The organism is Streptomyces sp. 8K308 (assembly GCF_004348315.1).
Lineage (GTDB): Bacteria > Actinomycetota > Actinomycetes > Streptomycetales > Streptomycetaceae > Streptomyces.
The window spans coordinates 1-17,808 of record NZ_SMKC01000119.1 but is presented as its reverse complement, the minus strand read 5'-3'; the positions used below and the strand labels follow the sequence as shown (position 1 = coordinate 17,808).

Annotated in this window: 17 protein-coding genes; 5 read left to right on the top strand and 12 right to left on the bottom strand. The window is 74.2% G+C overall.

Annotation, left to right across the window (positions count from 1 at the left end):
- Positions 1-258: 258 nt before the first annotated feature.
- The 3 genes from E1265_RS17900 to E1265_RS17890 are packed head-to-tail and all read right to left on the bottom strand — an operon-like array spanning position 259 to position 3,097.
- Positions 259-1,443, bottom strand: a complete 1,185-nt coding sequence (locus tag E1265_RS17900) for a dipeptidase (RefSeq protein WP_132931317.1) — start codon at positions 1,441-1,443, stop codon at positions 259-261.
- Positions 1,444-1,445: 2 nt separating this feature from the next.
- On the bottom strand, positions 1,446-1,973 hold the full coding sequence (purE, locus tag E1265_RS17895) for a 5-(carboxyamino)imidazole ribonucleotide mutase (RefSeq protein ID WP_132931313.1): 528 nt from the start codon (positions 1,971-1,973) through the stop codon (positions 1,446-1,448).
- Positions 1,970-3,097: a 5-(carboxyamino)imidazole ribonucleotide synthase gene (locus E1265_RS17890; RefSeq protein WP_132931316.1), complete on the bottom strand. Its 1,128-nt coding sequence runs from the start codon at positions 3,095-3,097 to the stop codon at positions 1,970-1,972. The genes purE and E1265_RS17890 overlap by 4 nt, the downstream gene beginning before the upstream one ends.
- A gap of 85 nt (positions 3,098-3,182) precedes the next feature.
- On the opposite strand from E1265_RS17890, the gene E1265_RS17885 reads away from it, so the two are divergent.
- The gene (locus E1265_RS17885; RefSeq protein ID WP_132931312.1) at positions 3,183-3,674 is read left to right on the top strand and encodes a GtrA family protein; all 492 of its coding nucleotides are present in this window, start codon (positions 3,183-3,185) and stop codon (positions 3,672-3,674) included.
- Here E1265_RS17885 and E1265_RS17880 read toward each other — a convergent pair.
- The 4 genes from E1265_RS17880 to E1265_RS17865 all read right to left on the bottom strand — a co-directional run bounded on the left by E1265_RS17880 (position 3,660) and on the right by E1265_RS17865 (position 7,097).
- On the bottom strand, positions 3,660-4,928 hold the full coding sequence (locus E1265_RS17880) for an ATP-binding protein (RefSeq protein WP_132931311.1): 1,269 nt from the start codon (positions 4,926-4,928) through the stop codon (positions 3,660-3,662). The two genes, E1265_RS17885 and E1265_RS17880, sit on opposite strands and share 15 nt — an antisense overlap.
- A gap of 16 nt (positions 4,929-4,944) precedes the next feature.
- Positions 4,945-5,622 (bottom strand): response regulator transcription factor, encoded by a 678-nt coding sequence (locus tag E1265_RS17875; protein WP_132931310.1) that lies wholly within the window; start codon positions 5,620-5,622, stop codon positions 4,945-4,947.
- 357 nt (positions 5,623-5,979) lie between these two features.
- Positions 5,980-6,483, bottom strand: coding sequence for an ATP-binding protein (locus E1265_RS17870; protein ID WP_132931309.1), 504 nt, complete (start codon positions 6,481-6,483; stop codon positions 5,980-5,982).
- 233 nt (positions 6,484-6,716) lie between these two features.
- Positions 6,717-7,097 carry an STAS domain-containing protein gene (locus tag E1265_RS17865; protein ID WP_132931308.1) on the bottom strand — a complete coding sequence of 127 codons (381 nt, stop codon included), beginning with the start codon at positions 7,095-7,097 and terminating at the stop codon, positions 6,717-6,719.
- 246 nt (positions 7,098-7,343) lie between these two features.
- Here E1265_RS17865 and E1265_RS17860 point away from each other — a divergent pair, with 246 nt between their 5' ends.
- Positions 7,344-8,261, top strand: a complete 918-nt coding sequence (locus tag E1265_RS17860) for an RNA polymerase sigma factor SigF (RefSeq protein WP_243740897.1) — start codon at positions 7,344-7,346, stop codon at positions 8,259-8,261.
- A gap of 48 nt (positions 8,262-8,309) precedes the next feature.
- On the opposite strand, the gene E1265_RS17855 is transcribed toward E1265_RS17860, so the two are convergent.
- On the bottom strand, positions 8,310-8,954 hold the full coding sequence (locus E1265_RS17855; protein ID WP_207931119.1) for a TetR family transcriptional regulator: 645 nt from the start codon (positions 8,952-8,954) through the stop codon (positions 8,310-8,312).
- Between the two features lie 112 nt (positions 8,955-9,066).
- Between E1265_RS17855 and E1265_RS17850 the strand changes: the two genes are divergently transcribed.
- Positions 9,067-9,996 carry a zinc-binding dehydrogenase gene (locus tag E1265_RS17850; RefSeq protein WP_132931306.1) on the top strand — a complete coding sequence of 310 codons (930 nt, stop codon included), beginning with the start codon at positions 9,067-9,069 and terminating at the stop codon, positions 9,994-9,996.
- 4 nt (positions 9,997-10,000) lie between these two features.
- Positions 10,001-10,690, top strand: coding sequence for an MOSC domain-containing protein (locus tag E1265_RS17845; RefSeq protein ID WP_132931305.1), 690 nt, complete (start codon positions 10,001-10,003; stop codon positions 10,688-10,690).
- On the opposite strand, the gene hutI is transcribed toward E1265_RS17845, so the two are convergent.
- From hutI to hutU, 4 genes are all read right to left on the bottom strand, one after another.
- A complete protein-coding gene (gene hutI, locus E1265_RS17840) occupies positions 10,687-11,901 on the bottom strand; it encodes an imidazolonepropionase (RefSeq protein WP_132931304.1) in 1,215 nt (404 codons plus the stop codon). The genes E1265_RS17845 and hutI overlap by 4 nt on opposite strands.
- Before the next feature lie 265 nt (positions 11,902-12,166).
- Complete coding sequence (locus E1265_RS17835) at positions 12,167-13,519, bottom strand: formimidoylglutamate deiminase (protein WP_243740896.1); 1,353 nt, start codon at positions 13,517-13,519, stop codon at positions 12,167-12,169.
- Positions 13,510-14,691 (bottom strand): allantoate amidohydrolase, encoded by a 1,182-nt coding sequence (locus E1265_RS17830; RefSeq protein ID WP_132931315.1) that lies wholly within the window; start codon positions 14,689-14,691, stop codon positions 13,510-13,512. The genes E1265_RS17835 and E1265_RS17830 overlap by 10 nt, the downstream gene beginning before the upstream one ends.
- A 125-nt stretch (positions 14,692-14,816) precedes the next feature.
- Positions 14,817-16,547 (bottom strand): urocanate hydratase, encoded by a 1,731-nt coding sequence (gene hutU, locus E1265_RS17825; protein ID WP_132931303.1) that lies wholly within the window; start codon positions 16,545-16,547, stop codon positions 14,817-14,819.
- 127 nt (positions 16,548-16,674) lie between these two features.
- Between hutU and E1265_RS17820 the strand changes: the two genes are divergently transcribed.
- A partial coding sequence (locus E1265_RS17820; protein WP_132931302.1) for a diaminopimelate decarboxylase occupies positions 16,675-17,808 on the top strand: 1,134 nt, incomplete at its 3' end.

The following is a 17,808-nucleotide window of genomic DNA, read 5'->3' as shown; positions in this document are numbered from 1 at the left end:
CCCCCGACGTGACCTCGGTCACGACCGCGAACACCCGATCCCCTATCGCCCGCTATGCACCCAATGCCGGATTCGCCTGACGGCGAGCCAACGGTCCTCCGCACCACGCGGCGAAGCGGCGCGCGCCGCGTCCGGCCCCGGCGGAGCCGCGTCAAGCACCCGCGCTCAGCGATCGTCGCCCCGCCGCCCCCGCGGGCCGAGCGCGGCGGGCCAGGCCCGTCGTCGAGCGTGTGTGCCTCGCCGGCGAGGCGCTTGCCGCTACGCGCTCGGGTGGTCGATCGTCGCGAGTGAGGGGCCGCGGCGAGCGGAGAGGTCGTCGGCGACGGCCTGCGCGTCGCGGAGGACGCGGACCACGTTGTGCCAGGTCAGTTTGGCGAGGTCGGCTGGGGACCAGCGGCGGTCGAGGAGTTCGGCGATCAGCAGCGGGTAGCCGGCGACGCTGTCCAGGCCGTCCGGGAGGAACGCCGTGCCGTCGAAGTCGCCGCCGAGGCCGAGGTGGTCGATGCCGGCGACCTCCCGCATGTGGTCGAGGTGGTCAGCCACCGTGCCGACCGTCGCGCGCGGTCGTGGGTTCGCCGCCTCGAAGGCGCGCTGCACCCGCATCCCGGCCTCGGTCGTGTCCAGCGGGTGGAGGCCGTTGACGACCATGTTCTCGTCGGCGCGCCGGGTCCACTCCACGGCCGCCGGCAGCACGAACTTCGGCACGAAGGTGGCCATCGCGACGCCGCCGTTGTCAGGCAGCGCGGCCAGCACGTCGTCCGGGATGTTGCGCGGGTGGTCGCAGACGGCGCGCGCCGAGGAGTGCGAGAAGATCACCGGCGCCTCGGTGACCCGCAGCGCGTCCCGCATGGTCGTGGCGGCGACGTGCGAGAGGTCGACCAGCATGCCGATCCGGTTCATCTCCCGCACCACCTCCTCGCCGAAGGCGGAGAGGCCGTCGTGCCGGGGCTCGTCCGTCGCCGAGTCGGCCCAGTCGTTGTTCTCGTTGTGGGTGAGCGTCATGTACCGGACGCCGAGCCGGTGGAAGGCCCGCAGCGTGCCCAGCGAGTTGGCGATGGAGTGGCCGCCCTCGGCGCCCATCAGCGAGGCGATCCGGCCCTCCCGCCGCGCCGCCTCCATCTCGTCGGCGCTGGCGGCGGCCACCAGCCGCTCCGGGTAGCGGTCGAGCAGCATCCGCACCGCGTCGATCTGCTCGAGGCAGGCGCTGACGGCCGCGTCCCCGGCCAGCCGGCCCGGCACGTAGACCGACCAGAACTGCCCGCCGACGCCGCCGGCGCGCAGCCGGGGCAGGTCGGTGTGGAGGGTGGCGCTCTGGTCGACGGCGATGTCGCGGCGGTCGAGGTCGTAGCCGACCTGCTCGCGCAGCGCCCACGGCAGGTCGTTGTGCCCGTCGACGACGGGGTGCTCGGCGAGCAGGGCGCGGGCCTCGTCGAGGTGGGGCACGGTCACGCGGCGCCGCCCGCCAGGGAGGCCCGCAGCCGTCGGCCCTTCTCGGTGGCCTGCTCGTTCAGCCGGCGCTGGAAGTCCCGCATGCGCTCCAGCAGTTCCGGGTCGTGCGCGGCCAGGGTGCGGACGGCGAGCAGCCCGGCGTTGCGGGCGCCGCCGACCGAGACGGTGGCCACCGGCACGCCGGCCGGCATCTGGACGATGGACAGGAGCGAGTCCATCCCGTCGAGGTGCTTGAGCGGCACCGGCACCCCGATCACCGGCAGCGGAGTGAGGGAGGCGAGCATGCCCGGCAGGTGGGCGGCGCCGCCGGCGCCGGCGATGAGCGCCTTCAGGCCGCGGCCGGCCGCGCCCTCGCCGTAGGCGACCATCTCGTGCGGCATGCGGTGCGCGGAGACGACGTCGACCTCGTGCGGGACGCCGAACTCGGCGAGCGCGTCGGCGGCGCCCTTCATCACGGGCCAGTCGGAGTCGGAGCCCATCACGATGCCGACCAGGGGGCGGCCGGAGGGAGGGGTGCTGCTCATTCCGTGATGACTCCTCGCAGGTAGTCGGCGGCGTGCCGGGCGCGCTCGCGGACGTCGGCCAGGTCGTCGCCGTAGGTGTTGACGTGGCCGACCTTGCGGCCCGGCTTGACGGCCTTGCCGTACATGTGGATCTTCAGCCGGGGGTCGCGGGCCATGCAGTGCAGGTAGGCCGGGTACATGTCGGGGAAGTCGCCGCCCAGCACGTTGGTCATCACGGTCCAGGGGGCGCGCGGCCGCGGGTCGCCGAGCGGCAGGTCGAGCACCGCGCGGACGTGGTTGGCGAACTGCGAGGTGACCGCGCCGTCCTGGGTCCAGTGGCCCGAGTTGTGCGGGCGCATCGCCAGCTCGTTGACGAGCACCCGGCCGTCGGCGGTCTCGAACAACTCGACCGCCAGGTGGCCGACGACGCCCAGCTCCTTGGCGATGCGCAGCGCGAGCTCCTGCGCGGCGAGGCCGAGCTCGTCGGCGAGGCCGGGCGCGGGCGCGATCACCGTGTCGCAGACGCCGTCCACCTGGACGGACTCGACGACCGGGTAGGCGACGGCCTGGCCGTGCGGGGAGCGGACGACGTTGGCGGCCAGCTCGCGGGTGAAGGCGACCTTCTCCTCGGCGAGCACTGGAACGCCGGCCAGGAAGGGGGCGGTGGTGGCGGCGGCCTCGGCGGCCGAGTCGACCACCCAGACGCCCTTGCCGTCGTAGCCGCCGCGCACGGTCTTCAGCACCACGGGGAAGCCGCCGACCTCGGCGGCGAAGCGCTCCACGTCGGTGGCGTCGGCGACGAGGCGGTGGCGGGGGCAGGGCAGACCGAGCTCGGTCAGCCTGGCGCGCATCAGGCCCTTGTCCTGGGCGTGCACCAGCGCCTCGGGCCCGGGCCGCACGGCGATGCCCTCGGCCTCAAGCGCCCGGAGGTGATCGGTCGGCACATGCTCGTGATCGAACGTGATCACGTCGCAGCCGCGCGCGAAGCCACGGAGCGTGTCCAGGTCGCGGTAGTCGCCGACGACCACGTCTCGCACCACCTGAGCGGCGGAATCCTGCGGAGTGTCACTGAGCAGCCTGAATCTGATGCCGAGCGGGATGCCCGCCTCATGGGTCATACGGGCGAGCTGACCGCCTCCGACCATGCCGACCACGGGAAATGTCACGCACCCAGCGTATCCGTCGTCCCCCCACCGAGAGCGCCCGGGAGTGCCTGGCTACGATGCCACCATGAGCGATGGGCTCACGCTCCGCGACCGACTGAGCGGTATCGCCCACGAGGTCGTGAAGTTCGGCACCGTGGGCGCGCTCGGCGTGGTCGTCAACGTCGTGGTCTTCAACCTGTGCACCCAGGGCGCGGACCTGGCCCCGGTGCGCTCCGGGGTGCTCGCCACCACGGCCGCGATCCTCACCAACTACGTGGGCAACCGGTACTGGACCTACCGCGACCGGGACAAGAGCGGGCGGAGCCGGGAGGCCAGCCTCTTCCTGCTGTTCTCCGGGGTGGGGATGGTGATCGAGAACGGGGTGCTCGCGCTCTCCCACTACGGCCTCGGCTTCACCTCGTCGCTCGCCGACAACCTGGCCAAGAACGTGATCGGTCTTGGCCTCGGCTCGCTCTTCCGCTTCTGGTCGTACCGCACCTGGGTGTTCCGGGTCGCGGCGGACGCGGCCGACGCGCCGGGCGCCGAACCGGCGGCGCCCTCCTCACCCCCGCGCTGAGCTCTCCTCGTCGCCCCTCGGCTCGGCCTCCCGGCTGAGGAACAGAGCGAACACCGGCGGCTTGCCCTGGAGCAGTTCGAGCCGGCCGCCGTCGGCCTCGGCGAGGTCCCTGGCCACCGCGAGGCCGAGGCCCGTGGAGTTGCGACCGCTGACGGTGCGCTCGAAGACCCGCGCGCCGAGCTCGCTCGGCACGCCCGGGCCCTGGTCGGTGACCTCGATGACCACCTGGTTGCCCGTGGTCCTGGTGCGCAGCGCCACCGTGCCGGCGCCGTGCATCAGCGCGTTCTCCACCAGGCAGGCCAGCACCTGGGAGACGGCGCCCGGGGTGCCGACCGCGCGCAGTCCCGGCTTGCCTGAGTGGACGATGGCCCGGCCGGCGTTGCGGTAGGCCGGGCGCCACTCCTCTATCTGCTGCACCACGACCTCGTCGAGGTCGAAGCCGACGGCGGAGCCCAGGCGGGGGTCGCGGGAGTTGGTGAGCAGCCGCTGCACCACGTCCGTCAGCCGCTCGACCTGGGTGAGGGCGATGCTGGCCTCCTCCTGGACGGTGTCCCGGTCCTCGGTGGCGATGATCTCCTCGAGCCGCATGGAGAGCGCGGTGAGCGGGGTGCGCAGCTGGTGTGAGGCGTCGGCGGCGAGCCGGCGCTCCGCGGTGAGCATCCGGGCGATGCGCTCGGCGCTGGCGTCCAGCACGTCGGCGACCCGGTCGAGCTCGGGGACGCCGTAGCGGCGGTGCCTGGGGCGCGGGTCGCCGGAGCCGAGGCGCTCGGCGGTCTCGGCCAGGTCGAGCAGCGGGGCGGCGACCTTGTGGGCCTGCCGCACGGCGAGCAGCAGCGCGGCGGCGACGGCGAGCAGCGAGACCACGAGGATCAGCGTGAGCATCCGGTTGACCTCGTCGGTCACGACCGAGCGCGGCTGTTCGACGGCGACGGTCTCGCCGTGCGTGCCGGTCTCCTGGGCGCGCATCACGCCGCCCTCGATCCGCTGCCCGATGGTGATGGGCTCGCTGTCGGGCCGATGGATCACCACGTACCGGTCGCCGGGCACGGAGGCGCCCAGCGCGTCGGCGGTGATCTCGTCGCCGTTGGCGATGCGGCTCTCGACGTCGGCGAGCAGCCGCGCGGTCTCGGAGTCGAGGCGGTCGGCGGCGCTCGACTCGATCGACCTGGCCTCGATGGTGAACAGGGACACGCCGAAGACAGCGATGACGACGAGCACCACGGCGAGCGTGGAGTTGATCAGGCGACGGCGCACGGAGGTGACCTGGGGCTCAGCTCTTCTCGAAGCGGAAGCCCACGCCGCGGACCGTGGCGATGTAGCGGGGGTTGGCCGCGTCGTCGCCGAGCTTCTTCCGGAGCCACGAGATGTGCATGTCCAGGGTCTTGGTGGACGACCACCAGGTGGTGTCCCAGACCTCGCGCATCAGCTGCTCCCGGGTGACGACCCGGCCGGCGTCCCGCACCAGCACCCGCAGCAGGTCGAACTCCTTGGCGGTCAGGTGCAGCTCCTCCTCGCCCATCCAGGCGCGGTGGGACTCGACGTCGATGCGGATGCCGTGCACGGCGGGGGGCGGCGCCGCCTCGGCGGTGCCGCGCCGGAGCAGGGCACGGACGCGGGCGAGCAGCTCGGCGAGCCGGAACGGCTTGGTGACGTAGTCGTCGGCGCCGGCGTCGAGACCGACCACGGTGTCCACCTCGTCGGCGCGCGCGGTCAGCACGAGCACCGGGAGCCCGAGGCCCTCGGTGCGCAGTCGGCGGCAGACCTCCAGGCCGTCCATGCCGGGCAGTCCCAGGTCGAGCACCACGAGATCGACGTCCCCACCGAGCCCGGCGCGCAGCGCGGACGGGCCGTCCTCCCGAACCTCTACCTCGTATCCCTCGCGGCGCAGCGCTCTGGCCAGCGGCTCCGAGATGGACGCGTCGTCCTCTGCGAGCAGTACTCGGGTCATGGTGGTGATGGTAGACGCACGGGCGTGACCGGCTGGGAAGAACCGAGGTTCCAGGTCCTGTCCGGGCGGTCTTCGAGGATCAGCGCTTGGCTCCCCCAGGCCTGGCGGCCTGGGTGGGGGTGCCCCCTGCACGGAGTGCTCGGGGGAGTGCCCCCATTCGCCTCGCTCACGGCGCCCCACGCGGCGGAGCCGCACATCGGCGGCAACGCAGCTCATACCCGGCCGTATGCGCGCGCAGCGCCCGACATGCCCCACGCCGCGGAGCGACATATCGGCGCCGCGCGACGCGGGGTAACGCGGCGAGGTGCCGTGGCTGGCGTCACGGGCCAGAAGAAGACCGCCCGGACAGGGCCTCGCTCACTCCCGGCCATCGCCGCAGGCCGGGGGCGCGGCGAGCTCGGCCCAGACCGTCTTCCCCGCCGCTTCGGTCTCACGGACCACGCCCCAGTCGAGACAGAGCCGCTCAACGATGAACATGCCATGTCCGCCGGGGCGGCCGGCGCGGCGGGTGGTGGCCAGCGCGGGGACGCCGAGGCCGCGGTCGAGGACCTCGACGCGCAGCAGCTTGGGGCCGTGGCCGAGGCGCAGCTCCTCGGGGCCGCCGGCGTGCAGGCAGGCGTTGGTCACCAGCTCGGAGACGACCAGCAGCGCGTCCTCGGCGGCGGCTCGCTGTTCGGCGGTGGCGGCGGGCAGCCAGCCCCAGTCGTGGAGGGCCACCCGGGCGAACTCGCGGGCACGGGAGACGACGCCCGCGGTGCCGATCAGGCGCAGCCTGCGCACCTGGCGCACCAGGTCCTCAGTGGGCGGTCCGGCCGGATCCTGGCCGGGATCGCCTGCCGGGTACGGTCGGGTGGACCCCATGCACGCTCCCCTCGCCGCATCGCCGCGCCGTCGATCTCGATCGCGCGCCCTCGCCCTTGGAACGCGCCCGCTCGCGAGCCGGCCCGCTCTTCCCCACGGTCCGACGCGGTGTCTTCTGCCCTGCTGGGCGATGGGCACACCCACCTCGTCCGGGCAATCAGACCGCGTCCCTCTGACGCGCCTCAGTTTGACTCCCCGTGCGCCCTTCCGTACAGCGGGCCCGCCGGTGGCGGTCAGTCGGCGGGGAGCGCCGCCAGCGCCTCGGCCAGGGTTTCGTGCACCGAGAAGACGGCGCCGGCGCCCGTTATCTCCAGAACCCGGGCGACAATCGGCCGCATTCCCGACAAATGCACCTGTCCACCCGCGGCCTCGGCCTCGATCCGTGTGGCGAGAAGCACATTGAGCCCGGTGGAGTCGCAGAACTCGAGAGCGGAGCAGTCGATAACGATCCTGTAACGACCATCCGTGACGCAGGCGTGCAGTGACTCCTGCAGCCGGTCGGCGGAGTGGTGATCGAGCTCACCCGACGGCGTCACCACGACGCCTGACCCCATATGGCGCACATCGACCGTCAGCTGGCGCCGGTGCGAACTGTCCGGCATCGCGCGGTCCATGCAGCCCCCTTCAGTTCGGAGCGCGTTGTTGGCTAGGTTCGAAACCATAGCCCTTGGGCGGCCGGCCCAACACCCGAACAGGACGGGCATACCTCGGAATTCGGGCGTAGCAGACTTGCCATCGCCGCCGCAGGACCGATAGGCGTAGAGGGCACACGTACCCCACGCCGGCTTTGGAGGCGCCGCACTCGCAGTGCACGTCATGGCTCCGGCAGCCATATGCCGAGACGACTACGGAGGACACCTATGTCACCCGCCCCTCGAATCCAACAACCGCACATCGGGGACCCCGCTCCCCTGGTACCCGCCCTTCGGCCCGAGCCGGAGGCGGAGGAGACCCAGGAGTCGGCCGAGGACGTGCTCGCGTCGCTCCCCGAGATCCCGCGCTATGACGAGGTCGCGCCCAGGGACGCGCGCGCACTGTCCAAGAGCCTCTTCGCGCGGCTGCGGATCCTCGAAGAGGGCACGCACGAGTACGCCTACGTACGCAACACCCTGGTCGAGCTCAACCTGGCGCTGGTGAAGTTCGCCGCCTCCCGGTTCCGCTCCCGAAGCGAACCGATGGAGGACATCATCCAGGTCGGCACGATCGGCCTGATCAAGGCGATCGACCGGTTCGAGGCCGATCGCGGCGTCGAGTTCCCGACCTTCGCGATGCCGACCATCATCGGCGAGATCAAGCGGTTCTTCCGCGACACCTCCTGGTCGGTGCGGGTGCCGCGCCGGCTCCAGGAGCTCCGGCTCGACCTGGCCAAGGCGGGCGACGAGCTGGCGCAGCAGCTTGACCGCGCGCCGACCGTGGGCGAGCTGGCCGAGCGGCTGAAGCTCAGCGAGGACGAGGTCATCGAGGGCATGGCGGCGTCGAACGCCTACACCGCCAGCTCGCTCGACGCCCAGCCCGAGGAGGACGAGTCCGAGGGCGCCCTCGCCGACCGCATCGGCTACGAGGACCACGGCCTGGAGGGCATCGAGTACGTCGAGTCCCTCAAGCCGCTGATCGCCGATCTCGCCCCACGCGACCGCAGGATCCTCTCGCTGCGGTTCGTGGCCAACATGACCCAGTCCGAGATCGGCGAGGAGCTCGGCATCTCGCAGATGCACGTGTCCCGGCTGCTGGCCCGCACCCTGGGCAGGCTGCGCCGGGGCCTGATGGTCGAGGAGTAGCCGCCCCGCCGGCGCTCGGTGGCCGGACCGCCGCCGCCCCGCCCGGTGTCAGCCGCGCTCGCTCACGAGGGCGGCGACGCCGGGGAGGGCGGCGAACGCCTCCCGCATGCGCGCGTAGAGCGCCTCCCGATCGGCTCCGCCGAGGCCCGCGTCGTCCGCCGCGGCCTCGGCGGACCACTGGTGCACGGCCCAGTGCCAGGCCGCGAGCATCAGTTCGAGCGTGAGCCGCGTCCGCAGCTCGTCGACCCCGCCCCGCCGCGTCGCCAGGGCCACCACCCGGTCCGTGACCTCCGCGCAGTGCCGCAGACTGTGCGCCACCAGGGCCGGGGTGCGGTCGCACAGCGCCCGGCTGACCACGAAGCGCCGCTCCCAGCCGTCGGCCATGCCGGCCACGGCCCCGAACAGGACCTCCTCGAAACGGGGCAGCGGCGACCCCTCCTCCGGCGGCGGCCGGCGCTCCATCTCGGCGGCGTACGCCGCCCACAACTCCTTCTCGGGCGCCAGCGCGACGTCCTCCTTGGAGGAGAAGTAGCGGAAGAAGGTCCGCTGGGAGACCTCGACGGCGGCGACCACCTCGTCGAGCGTGGCCTCGCCGAAACCCCGCTCCGTGAACAGCCGCAGCGCCTCCTCCACCAGCGCGCGGCGCGTCCTGAGCTTCTTGCGCTCGCGAAGCGTCAGTTCCGTGTCGGTCACGCGGCGGAGTCTACCCGGGCCAAGATGGCAGCTGGTGACAAATGTCAGCCACCTGCATATGATCTCTTCGCCGTGTTCCCGACCGAAGTTCCCGAGCGAAGAAGGAGCCGCCGTGCGCGCCTGGACCATCGACCACTCGTCCCCCGGCCGCCTGTCCCTGGCCGACGTGCCGGACCCGGTGCCCGCGCCGCACCAGGCGCTGATCCGGGTGACGGCCTTCTCCCTCAACTACGGCGAGGTGGTGCACGGCCTGCCGGGCGGCGCCGACGGGTGGATCCCCGGCTGGGACGCCACCGGGATCGTGGAGCGGGCGGCCGCCGACGGCTCGGGCCCTGCCGTGGGCACCCCGGTGGTGACGCTGGCCGAGGACGGCGCGTGGGCCGAGCTGCGCGCCGTCGACGCCTCGGGGGTCGGCATCGCCCCCGAGGGCGCCGACCTTGGCGCCCTCAGCACCCTGCCGGTCGCGGCCGGCTCCGCGCTGCGCGGGCTGCACCGGATCGGTCCGCTGCTCGGCCGCCGGGTGCTGATCACCGGCGCCGGCGGCGGCGTGGGACGGTTCGCGCTCCAGCTCGCCGCGCGTGGCGGCGCCCACGTCATCGCCACCACCACCAACCCGGCGCGCGCCGAAACGCTGCGCGCGCTCGGCGCGGACGAAGTGGTGGTCGGCGCGGAGGGCATCGCGGGCCTCGACGCCCCGGTGCACGGCGTGCTCGACATGGTGGGCGGCGACCACCGGGTCGCGGCGTTCCGCGCGCTGGCCCGTCACGGCACGCTGCTGACCATGGGGCACACCTCGGAGCAGCCCGAGACCTACGTGCCCGCCGACTTCGTCGGGGCGACCAACCGCTCCATCGAGAGCTTCTTCCTGCTCGAGGACCGCGAGGGCCTGGCCGCCGACCTCTCCTGGCTGGCCGGCCTCGTGGCGCGCGGCGAGCTCGACACCCAGATCGGCTGGCGCGCCGACTGGACCAGGGGGCAGGAGGCCGCCGCGGCGCTGGCCGCCGGCGAGGTGCCGGGCAAGGCGGTGCTGGACGTAGGGTGACGCCATGTCGAGCACCGGAAGACCCCTCGGAAGGCTCCACTCCGTCAACCTGGGCCGGGCGAGCCGGGCCGCCAGGACCGACGCGCCGGGCGGCCTGACCGGCATCGACAAGCAGCCGACCGGGGAACCGGTGCTCGTGACGGCCCCCGGGCCCAAGGGGGTCGGGGGCAGCGGCCTCGCCGGGGACGCGGTGTGCGACCTGCGCCACCACGGCGGCGACGACCAGGCCGTCTACGTGTACGCGCGGGAGGACCTCGACCGCTGGGCCGCCCGGCTCGGTCGCGACCTCGGCGACGGGGTGTTCGGCGAGAACCTGACCACGCTCGGGATCGAGGTCAGCGACGTGCGCGTCGGCGAACGGTGGCGGGTGGGCGCGGAGCTGGTGCTCGAGGCGACCTCGGCACGGATCCCGTGCGGCACGTTCGCCGACTGGCTCGGCGAGCGCGGCTGGGTGAAGCGCTTCACGACCGAGGCCGTGCCCGGCGCCTACTTCCGGGTCATCGCCCCGGGGCGGATCAGCGCCGGGGACCCGATCGAGGTGGTGCACCGGCCGGAGCACGAGGTGTCGGTGGCGTTCCTCTTCCGGGCCAGGACGACGGCGCCCGAACTGCGGCCCCGGGTGCTCGCGGCAGGCGAGGCGCTGCACGCCGACGAGCTGGCACGCGCCAGGGCCTGGGCGGCGCGGGCGGGTTAGCGGAGCGGGGGCACCACCCGTTCCCCCTCCCGCCAGACCTCGGCGACCAGCGGCACCCCCGGGCGGTAGGCGAGGTGCACGGGGGACGGCGCGTCGAGCACCACCAGGTCGGCGCGCGCGCCGGGCGTGAGCCGGCCGACGTCCGTCCGCGCGAGCGCGGCCGCGCCGCCCGCGGTGGCCGACCAGAGGGCCTCGTCGGGGGTCATGCCCATCTCACGGACCGCGACGGCCACGCAGAACGGCATCGAACTGGTATAGCTGGACCCCGGGTTGCAGTCGGTGGCGAGCGCGACGACGACGCCCGCGTCCAGCAGCCGGCGGGCGTCCGGATAGGGGGCGCGGGTGGAGAACTCACAACCGGGGAGCAGGGTTGCCACCGTTCGGCCGCCGCTCTGGGCGAGCGCGTCGACGTCGGCGTCCGTGAGGTGGGTGCAGTGGTCGGCCGAGCGCGCCCCCAGCTCGACGGCCAGCCTGACGCCCGGGCCGGCTGTCAACTGATTGGCGTGCACCCGGAGTTCGAGACCGCGCCGCCGACCCGCGGTGAGGATGGCCCGGGCCTGGTCGGCGTCGAAGGCGCCGCGCTCGCAGAACACGTCGATCCAACGGGCGTGCGGGGCACAGGCGTCCAGCATCGGCCCGGTGACCAGCGCGACGTACTCCTCCGGCGCCTCGGCGTACTCGGGCGGCACCACGTGCGCGCCGAGATACGTGACCTCGCGCAGCTGGGCACGCGCGACGCGCAGCGCGCGGGCCTCGAGCTCCACGGTCAGGCCGTAGCCGGACTTGGTCTCGACGGTGGTGGTGCCCTGCCGGGCCATCTCCCGCAGGTGGGCGGCGAGCCGCGCGGCCAGCTCCTCGTCGCTCGCCTGCCGGGTCGCGGCCACGGTGGTCCGGATGCCGCCGGCGGTGTAGGGTCGCCCGGACATCCGGGCGTTGAACTCCTCGGTGCGGTCGCCTGCGTAGAGCAGGTGCGAGTGCGAGTCGACGAACCCGGGGATCACGGCCCGCCCGCCGACGTCGTGCCGCCGGTCGGCGGCCGGCGCCGCGCCGGCCGGCCCGACCCAGGCGACCCGCCCCTCCTCGACCAGGACCGCCGCGTCCCTCACCACCCCGAGCGGCCCGGGCCCGTACGCCGTGTCATTGGTGACCAGGACCCCGATCCCGCCAACGACGACGGCCCCCTCCCGGGACGGGCTCAACGAAACGGTCATCCTGCGGAACCTCCTCCGGAGACGGTGTACCCCCAAGCCCGGCACGACCGGGCGCCCACACGGCACCGCACAGCGGCACTGCCACGGACCACCGCGGGCCACGCAACCGGCCGACCTCGGCGAGCCCGCGCGAAACCGCCGACGCGAAGCCGCGCAGCAGCCCGCGGCACAGCGGCACGCCGCGAAGCGGCGGCGAATCGCCGCCGGCCACGGTGGACCCGCGCGAAGCGCCGGCGCCGGGCCGGCGGGCAGGTGGCTCGTGGTGTCAGTGGTTGTCCCGGAGGACGGCGATGGCCTGGGTGAGGCGGTGGGGGGTGTCGTGGACGAGTTGGTGTTCGCCGTGGCGGACGATGTGGCGGCCGGCGACGACGACGTGGCGGACGTCGGCGTTCGTGGCGGCGAAGATCGTCGCTTCCAGGGCGAGGCGCGGTGGCGGTCCCGCCGTGCGGACGGTGTCGAGGGCGACCGTGGTCAGGTCGGCGAGCCAGCCCGGCTCGATGCGGCCGGCCTCCGGCCAGCCGAGGGCGGCGTGGCCGTGCTCGGCGGCCGACCGCAGGAGTTGGCCGGCCGTGAAGTGGCCGCGGGCGCGCGAGCGCAGCCGCTCGTCGAGTTCCAGGGCGCGCGCCTCCTCGATCAGGTCGATCACGGCGTGGCTGTCGCTGCCCAGGCAGAGCGGGCTGCCGGCCGTCCGCAGCCGGGTGGTCGGGCCGATGCCGTCGGCGAGGTCGCGTTCCGTGGTGGGGCAGACGCAGACCCTGGTGTCGGAGCGGCCCAGGAGGTCGATGTCCTCGTCGGTGAGGTGGGTGGCGTGCACCGCGGTCGTGCCGGGGCCGAGGACGCCGTGGTCGGCGAGCAGCCTGGTGGGGGTGCGGCCGTGCGCGCGCAGGCAGTCCTCGTTCTCGGCCGGCTGCTCGGAGAGGTGCACGTGGAGCGGGGCGCGCCGCTCGATGGCCCAGCCGGCCACGGTGGTCAGCGCCTCGGCCGGCACGGCCCGCACGGAGTGGATCGCCGCGCCGAAGCGGGCGTGGGCCGTGGGGCGGAGCGCGCCGGCGCGCTCCGCCCAGCGCTCGACGGTGCCGTCGGAGAACCGCCGTTGCTGCGGGGTGGCCCGCTCGCCGAAGCCGGCCGCCAGGTAGCAGGTGTCGAGCAGGGTGATCCGGATGCCGGCCTCGGCGGCGGCCGCGACCAGCGCCTCGCCCATGGCGTTGGGGTCGCGGTAGGGCGTGCCGTCGGGCGCGTGGTGCACGTAGTGGAACTCGCCGACGCAGGTGATCCCGGCCAGGGCCATCTCGGCGTAGACGGCGGTCGCGAGGGCGAAGTAGTTCTCCGGGGTGAGCCGGGCGGCCAGGTCGTACATGCCGTTGCGCCACGTCCAGAACGTGCCGCCGCCGATCTGGGCCGCGCCGCGCAGCGCCCGGTGGAAGGCGTGGCTGTGCGCGTTGGCGAGGCCGGGGATGGTGAGGCCGCGCAGGTCCACGGCCCCGATCGGCGGCCCGTCGACGCCGGGGCGTACGGAGGTGATGTGGCCGGTGTCGGCGGTGGCGATCACGACGCCCGGCTCGACGGTGCCGTTGAGCCAGGCGTGCTCCGCCCAGTAGAGCTGTGCGGTCAGGGACACACCAGGTCCTCCAGTACGTCGGTCAGCGCGGCGATACCGGCACGGCAGTCGTCCTCGTCGGCGTGCTCGGCGGGTGCGTGGGACACCCCGGTGGGATTCCGTACGTACAGCATGGCGGTGGGCACGGCGGCGGACAGGATTCCCGCGTCGTGTCCCGCGCCGGTGGGCAGCACGGGGGCGCCGCCGAGGCGGGCGACAGCGCGCTCGCGCAGCGTCGGGTCGAAGGCGACGGCGGCCGTGTGGGACTCGCGGGTCACCGTCACGGTCACCCCGTCCCTGGCGCCGCGTTCGGCGGCGGTGCGCTCGACGCCGGCGACGAGTTCGTCGAGCGTGCCGGCGTCGGCGGCGCGGGAGTCGAGCCAACCGGTGACGAGCGAGGGCACCGCGTTCACCCCGTTGGGCTCGACGGCGACCCGGCCGAACGTGGCGAGCGCGCCGGCCAGCCTGGCCCGCTTGCGGGCGGCGAGCACGGTGTGGGCGTAGGTGAGCATCGGGTCGCGCCGGTCGGCCAGCCGGGTGGTGCCGGCGTGATTGGCCTCGCCCGCGAAGTCGAACCGCCAGCGGCCGTGCGGCCAGATCACCGAGCCCACGCCGACCGGCCGGCCGAGGTCGGCCAGCGCCCTGCCCTGCTCGATGTGGCACTCGACGAAGGCGCCGACGCGGGCCAGCCGTTCGGGTTCCGGGCCGATGGCCGCCGGGTCGTGGCCGGCCCGCTCCATGGCGGTGGCCAGGGTGACGCCGTCAGCGTCGCGCAGCGCCCTGGCGCGGTCGGGGTCGAGGAGCCCACAGGCGAGCCGGGAGCCGACGCAGGCCACGCCGAAGCGGGCGCCCTCCTCGTCGGCGAACGCGACGACGCCGAGCGGCCGGCGCGGCGTCACTCCCCTGGCCCGCAGCCCGTCGAGCGCGGCGAAGCCGGAGACCACGCCGAGCGGCCCGTCGAAGGCGCCGCCGCCCGGCACGGAGTCAAGGTGGGAGCCGGTGACGACGGCGTCGCCCCTGGCCGGGTCGCCGAGCCAGGCCCACTCGTTGCCGTTGCGGTCCACCTCGTGGGCCAGGCCGCGGGCCGCGGCCTGGGCCCGGAACCAGGCGCGCAGCTCGGCGTCCGCCGCGGTCCAGGCGAACCGCCGGTAGCCTCCGGCGGTCAGGCCGATGGGGCGTAGCTCGTCCCACATCCTCCGGAAGTCGCTCGCCCGCGAGGACGCGCCCGACGCGCCGTCCGGCGGCGGCCGGCTGATCGCCGGCGACGCGGGCCCACGCTCCGCCTCGGCCGGCGCTCGCCCGGCGCGCCCGTCGACGCTCACCGGACACCGCCCCGCACGTCGCCGCCAAGCCCACCCGGCCAGGGCCCCGCCTCGTCGCCAGGCCCGCCCGGGTCAGGGCCCCGTAGGGGGACGCGGATGCCGCGTTCGGTGGCCACCCGTTCGGCCTCCGGGTAGCCGGCGTCGACGTGGCGGATGACGCCCGTGGCGGGGTCGTTGGTCAGCACCCGGCGGATCTTCTCGGCGGCCAGCGCCGTGCCGTCCGCCACCGTGACCTGGCCGGCGTGCAGCGAGCGGCCCATGCCGACGCCGCCACCGTGGTGGATGGAGACCCAGGAGGCCCCGGAGGCGACGTTGACCATGGCGTTGAGCAGCGGCCAGTCGGCGATGGCGTCCGAGCCGTCCCGCATGCCCTCGGTCTCCCGGTAGGGCGAGGCGACGGAGCCGCAGTCCAGGTGGTCGCGGCCGATGACGACCGGCGCGGCGAGGTCGCCGGCGGCGACCATGTCGTTGAACCGCTCGCCGGCGAGCTCGCGCTCCCCGTAGCCGAGCCAGCAGATCCGCGCCGGCAGCCCCTGGAACCGCACGCGCTCCCCGGCCAGCGTGATCCAGCGGCGCAGCGGCTCGTTGTCGGGGAAGAGGTCGAGGACGGCCCGGTCGGTGGCGGCGATGTCGCGCGGGTCGCCGCTGAGCGCCGCCCAACGGAACGGGCCCTTGCCCTCGCAGAACAGCGGCCTGATGTAGGCGGGCACGAAGCCGGGGAAGTCGAAGGCGCGCTCGTAGCCGGCGAGGCGGGCCTCGCCCCGGATGGAGTTGCCGTAGTCGAACACCTCGGCCCCGGCGTCCTGGAAGCCGACCATGGCCTCGACGTGCCTGGCCATCGACTCCCGCGCGCGCCGGGTGAACTCCTCTGGCCGCTCGGCGGCGAGGGCCGCCATGTCGGCGAAGTCCACGCCGAGCGGCAGGTAGGCCAGCGGGTCGTGGGCGCTGGTCTGGTCGGTGACGACGTCGATCGGGGCGCCCATGGCGAGCAGCCTCGGCACCGCCTCGGCCGCGTTGCCGAGCACCCCGACGGAGAGCGGCCGCCGCTCCCTGGCCGCCCGGTCGGCGAGGGTGAGCGCCTCGTCGAGCGAGTCGGCGGCGACGTCGAGGTAGCCGTGGTCGATGCGGCGGGCGATGGCGCGCGGGTCGCAGTCGACGCAGATCGCCACGCCGCCGTTCATGGTCACGGCCAGCGGCTGGGCCCCGCCCATGCCGCCGAGCCCGGCGGTCAGCGTGACGGTGCCGGCGAGCGAGCCGCCGAAGCGCTTGCCGGCCACCGCGGCGAACGTCTCGTAGGTGCCCTGGAGGATTCCCTGGGTGCCGATGTAGATCCAGGAGCCGGCCGTCATCTGGCCGTACATGGTCAGGCCGAGCGCCTCAAGACGGCGGAACTCCTCCCAGGTGGCCCAGTCGCCCACCAGGTTGGAGTTGGCGATCAGCACGCGCGGCGCCCACTCGTGGGTGGTCAGCACCCCGACCGGGCGGCCCGACTGCACCAGCATCGTCTCGTCGGGGCCGAGGCCGCGCAGCGTGGCGACCATCGCGTCGAAGGACGGCCAGTCGCGGGCGGCCTTGCCCGAGCCGCCGTAGACCACGAGCTGGTCCGGGTGCTCGGCCACCTCGGGGTCGAGGTTGTTCCGCAGCATCCGCAGGGCCGCCTCCTGCGGCCAGCCCCTGGCGGTCAACTCACCACCGCGCGGCGCTCGCACGGTCCTTGGTCCTGCCATGGCCTGCCTCCCGGCGCGGACGGATGTGACGACATGTGACAACGACTATTCACAGCTTCCCGGCATTGAATAATTTCAGTCAACGACCACTCCCCGATCCGCCGCGAAACCGTGCTTCGCTGTGGGAATGGTTGTTCCTTCCGACAATCCACCTGGTGTGGCCGCCCGGCGCGAGCTGGCCGTCCGGGCGGCGCTCGCCCGCCGCCCGCTCACCGACGACCAGCCGCTCGCCGCCCTACTCGACCTCGACGGCGTCCAGCGAACCGCCGGCGCACTCCATGCTGCCTTCGACGCGGTCGCCGCGCCCGGTCAGCGGGTGCTGCACACCCTCGCCGTCAAGGCCTGCTCCCTCGTCCCCGTGCTGCGGCTGCTCGACGGCCTGGGCGTCGGCTGCGAGGTCGCGAGCCCGGGCGAGCTGGCCCTCGCCCGGGCCGCCGGCGTCGCCGCCGACCGCGTCGTCCTCGACTCACCTGCCAAGACCCCGAGCGAGCTCGCCCAGGCCCTCGCCCTCGGCGTCGCCCTCAACGCGGACAACCCCCAGGAACTCGACCGCCTCGACGCGCTGCGCGCCGAGGCCCCCGCGCACGGCCCGCTCGGCCTGCGCGTCAACCCGCAGCTGGGCGGCGGATCCATCGACGCGATGAGCACCGCCACCGCCACCAGCAAGTTCGGCGTGGCGCTGCGCGACGAGGGGGCGCGGGACTGGGTGCTGCGCGCCTTCCTCGACCGGCCGTGGCTCACCCGGCTGCACTGCCACGTCGGCTCCCAGGGCGTCCCCCTCGACCGGATGGCCGCCGGGGTGCGCGCCACCTACGAGCTCGCCGAGGAGATCAACGCCGCCGCCGGCAGGCCCCAGGTCGACACGATCGACATCGGCGGCGGCCTCCCCGTCAACTTCGCCTCCGACGCGGTCGACCCCACCTTCACCCACTACGCCGCCCTGCTGCGCCGCACGGTCCCCGGCCTGTTCGACGGCCGCTACGGCCTGGTCACCGAGTTCGGCCGGGCGCTGCTCGCCAAGTCGGGCCTGATCCTGGCCCGCGTCGAGTACACCAAGTCCGCCGGCGGCCGCCCCATCGCCATCACCCACGCGGGCGCCCAGGTCGCGGTCCGCACCGCGTTCGTCCCCGAGTCCTGGCCGCTGCGGATCGCCGCCTACGACGCGGCCGGCACCCCCAAGGTCGGCCCGCGCGTCCGCCAGGACGTGGCGGGCCCCTGCTGCTTCGCCGGCGACCTCACCGCCCGCGACCGCCCCCTCCCC

Coding starts and splice junctions, on each gene's coding strand:
- purE (WP_132931313.1), bottom strand. CDS start 1,973: ATGAGCAGCACCCCTCCCTCCGGCCGCCCCCTGGTCGGCATCGTGATG.
- E1265_RS17890 (WP_132931316.1), bottom strand. CDS start 3,097: ATGGTCGGAGGCGGTCAGCTCGCCCGTATGACCCATGAGGCGGGCATC.
- E1265_RS17885 (WP_132931312.1), top strand. CDS start 3,183: ATGAGCGATGGGCTCACGCTCCGCGACCGACTGAGCGGTATCGCCCAC.
- E1265_RS17875 (WP_132931310.1), bottom strand. CDS start 5,622: ATGACCCGAGTACTGCTCGCAGAGGACGACGCGTCCATCTCGGAGCCG.
- E1265_RS17870 (WP_132931309.1), bottom strand. CDS start 6,483: ATGGGGTCCACCCGACCGTACCCGGCAGGCGATCCCGGCCAGGATCCG.
- E1265_RS17865 (WP_132931308.1), bottom strand. CDS start 7,097: ATGGACCGCGCGATGCCGGACAGTTCGCACCGGCGCCAGCTGACGGTC.
- E1265_RS17860 (WP_243740897.1), top strand. CDS start 7,344: ATGTCACCCGCCCCTCGAATCCAACAACCGCACATCGGGGACCCCGCT.
- E1265_RS17845 (WP_132931305.1), top strand. CDS start 10,001: ATGTCGAGCACCGGAAGACCCCTCGGAAGGCTCCACTCCGTCAACCTG.
- hutI (WP_132931304.1), bottom strand. CDS start 11,901: ATGACCGTTTCGTTGAGCCCGTCCCGGGAGGGGGCCGTCGTCGTTGGC.
- E1265_RS17830 (WP_132931315.1), bottom strand. CDS start 14,691: ATGTGGGACGAGCTACGCCCCATCGGCCTGACCGCCGGAGGCTACCGG.
- hutU (WP_132931303.1), bottom strand. CDS start 16,547: ATGGCAGGACCAAGGACCGTGCGAGCGCCGCGCGGTGGTGAGTTGACC.